This is a genomic window from Mesorhizobium sp. M4A.F.Ca.ET.090.04.2.1 (assembly GCF_003999085.1).
Taxonomy (GTDB): Bacteria; Pseudomonadota; Alphaproteobacteria; order Rhizobiales; family Rhizobiaceae; genus Mesorhizobium.
This window is the reverse complement of sequence record NZ_RZOT01000619.1, coordinates 1-3261: the sequence shown is the minus strand read 5'-3', so window position 1 is coordinate 3261 and position 3261 is coordinate 1. Positions and strand designations below refer to the sequence as shown.

At 63.7% G+C, this 3261-nt stretch carries 1 protein-coding gene and 2 pseudogenes; all 3 read left to right on the top strand.

The window, feature by feature from the left end:
• A pseudogene (locus EN781_RS29220) lies at window positions 1–449 on the top strand (deoxyguanosinetriphosphate triphosphohydrolase); the annotation flags it as partial.
• A 64-nt stretch (window positions 450–513) separates the two neighbouring features.
• Complete coding sequence (gene argS / locus EN781_RS29215) at window positions 514–2271, top strand: arginine--tRNA ligase (RefSeq protein WP_126054196.1); 1758 nt, start codon at window positions 514–516, stop codon at window positions 2269–2271.
• Between the two features lie 184 nt (window positions 2272–2455).
• Window positions 2456–3261: pseudogene (locus EN781_RS29210) on the top strand (SPOR domain-containing protein); the annotation flags it as partial.

The following is a 3261-nucleotide window of genomic DNA, read 5'->3' as shown; positions in this document are numbered from 1 at the left end:
AGACAGATCCGGTGCGCACCGGCCACGAGCTGATGCGGCGGCAGATCACTATGATGGTCGAGGACGTGATTGCCTCCACCCACGCCAACCTCGAGCGGCTAAAGCCCGAGAGCGCCGACGCGGTGCGGGCGGCGGGCGAGACGATGGTGACCTTCTCGGCCGGCATGGCCGCGACCGAGAAGGAGTTGAAAGCCTTTCTCTACAAGCACCTTTACCGGCACAGCGAGGTCATGCGGGTGCGGGCCGATGCCGAACGGATCGTGCGCGACCTGTTCGACTTCTATTTCGCCGCGCCGCGCGCCATGCCGGACGGCTGGCGCGAAGGACTCGATAGAGCGCAGGACCGCATCAAGGCGCGCGCCGTGGCGGATTTCCTGGCAGGCATGACCGACACCTATGCGCTGAAGGAACATCGGCGCTTGTTTGACCACACGCCCGATTTGAGCTAGGGCGGACGCGATTTTGCCGGCCAACGAGCCGGATTCCCTTGCACAGCCGCCAGAGCCAGACCCAATGAACATATTCGCCGATTTCAACGCGCGAGTCATAAAAGCCGTCGAAGCGCTTGATCTGAGAGACAAGGATGGCGCGTTGCTCGACTTGTCGCGCATCGCCGTCGAGCCGCCGCGCGACGCCAGCCATGGCGATCTCGCCACCAACGCCGCGATGGTGCTGGCCAAGCCGACCGGGCAGAACCCGCGCGCGTTGGCCGAAAGGCTGGCCGAGGCGCTGCGTGGCGACGCCGACGTCGCGGCGGCCGACGTCGCCGGTCCGGGCTTCGTCAATCTCAGGCTGCAGGATGGGTTCTGGCAGGCGCATCTGGCGGCGCTCCTCGGCGAAGGTCGCAACTATGGCCGCTCGACCATCGGCGGCGGCCGCAAGGCCAATGTCGAATATGTCTCGGCCAATCCGACCGGGCCCATGCATGTCGGCCATTGCCGGGGCGCGGTGGTGGGCGACACGCTCGCCAATCTGATGGCCTTCGCCGGCTACGATGTGACCAAGGAATATGTCATCAACGACGCTGGCTCGCAGATCGACGTGCTCGGCCGCTCGGCCCTGCTGCGCTATCGCGAGGCGCTCGGCGAGACGATCGGCGAGATCCCGCCCGGCCTCTATCCGGGCGACTATCTCGTGCCGGTCGGCCAGGCGCTGGCGCAGGAGTTCGGCGGCAAACTGCTGCAGATGCCGGAGGACGAGGCGCTGGCCATCGTCAAGGATCGCACTATCGACGCAATGATGGCGATGATCCGTGAGGACCTGGCGCTGCTCAACGTGCATCACGACGTGTTCTTCTCCGAGCGCACGCTGCACGCCGACCATGCCAAGAAGATCAGGGCGGCGATCGCCGACCTGACGCTGAAGGGTCATATCTACAAGGGCAAGCTGCCGCCGCCCAAGGGCGAGAAGCCGGACGACTGGGAAGACCGCGAGCAGACCCTGTTCCGCTCGACGGCCGTCGGCGACGACATGGACCGGGCGCTGGTCAAGTCGGACGGTTCCTTCACCTATTTCGCCGCCGATGTCGCCTACCTCAAGGACAAGGTGGAGCGCGGCTTCGTCGACCTGATCTATGTGCTGGGCGCCGACCATGGCGGATACGTCAAGCGGCTGGAGGCGCTCGCCCGGGCCATCGCCGGCGACGAGGTGAAGCTCACAGTGCTGCTTTGCCAACTGGTGAAGTTGTTCCGCGACGGCGAGCCGGTCCGCATGTCCAAGCGCTCCGGCGATTTCGTCACACTGCGCGAGGTGGTCGAAGAGGTCGGTCGCGATCCGATCCGCTTTATGATGCTTTACCGCAAGAACGACGCGCCGCTCGACTTCGATTTCGCCAAGGTGACCGAGCAATCGAAGGACAATCCGGTGTTCTACGTGCAGTACGCCTCGGCGCGCTGCCACTCGGTGTTCCGGCAGGCGAGCGAGCAGTTGGGCGAGGCTAATTTCGATCGCAACCGGCTGACGGCTTCGGTGGCTTCGCTCTCGGACGAGGGCGAAATCGGCCTGATCCGGAAGCTGGCTGAATATCCCAGGCTGATTGAGTCCGCGGCTCTTGCATTGGAGCCGCACAGGCTGGCATTCTACCTCTACGATCTGGCTTCCAGCTTCCATGGACACTGGAACCGGGGGACCGATAATCCCGACTTACGTTTTGTTAAGGTTAACGACCGACAATTGACGTATGCCAGACTAGGGCTGGTGCAGGCTGTTTCGGACGTTTTGACGTCCGGCCTGACGCTGATAGGGGCGGATGCGCCCACCGAGATGCGTTAGGTTTGACTAAAAAACCTGTCACCTTTTGCCCACATTGCGCTGGTAAGGGCCAACCCTGCGCGACGTCCATGGCGTCCGACTGTGTGCGAGTTCGGGAACAATAATGGCAGACAGAACCCAGCTGAAAGTAGCCGATCGCAACGACATCGCTGACGACGATCCGTTTGCGGAACTGACCAGGATCATGGGTTTCGACCCGCGCCAGCCGGTAAAGCCGCAGGCGCCTGTCCAGAAGGCTGCGCCCGCCAATCAGCCTGCCGCGGAGGGCGATTTCGACATCGACCTCGAGAAGGAACTGATGGGCGAGTTCGGCGCGGAGGAGAGCAAAGCCGTCGCGCAACCGAAAGAGCCGGCTTTCGAAGCCGCGGCCCGCAACGCGCTTGACGACGAGCTTGCGGCGTCGCTCGACCAGGACTTCGTGTTCGACGATATCGAGGACCATCATTTCGCCACCGCGCCCGCGGCAGGCGCTGTAGCGGCGCCGCAGGTCGATGCGGAGCCTGAGCTCGCAGCGGCCTTCGATGATGATCTCGGCCAGGCGGTCGCCAGTTCGCTCGAAGACGTCTCTCCGCTCGACGACGATCTGCCGATGGACGACGAGCTTGCCGCGTCGCTCGATCGGGAATTCCAGCTCGGCGATCATGCCGTCGAGGCAGTCGACCATCGTGCCGCAGAGGTTGCAGCGCCGGCGGTCGAAACCGCGTTCGAGGACGATTTCGATAATGCTGTTTCCCTGTCGCTCGAGGATGAACTGACGCTCGACGACCACGCGTCCGCTGATGACTACGTCGCTCTGGCCGTTGCCGAACATCCGGCGCCTGTTCAGGCTGTTGCCGACCAAGCGATTTCAGAGGAGGACTTTTCTGGTCACTTCGACGAGGCGATGGCCGATGTCGACACGGATATCGAGGCGCAGGCGGAACACCCGGCTGAAATCGATGAGCCGCTGACCGTCGAACAGCCTGCCGACGCTGCTTATGCCGCCGACAC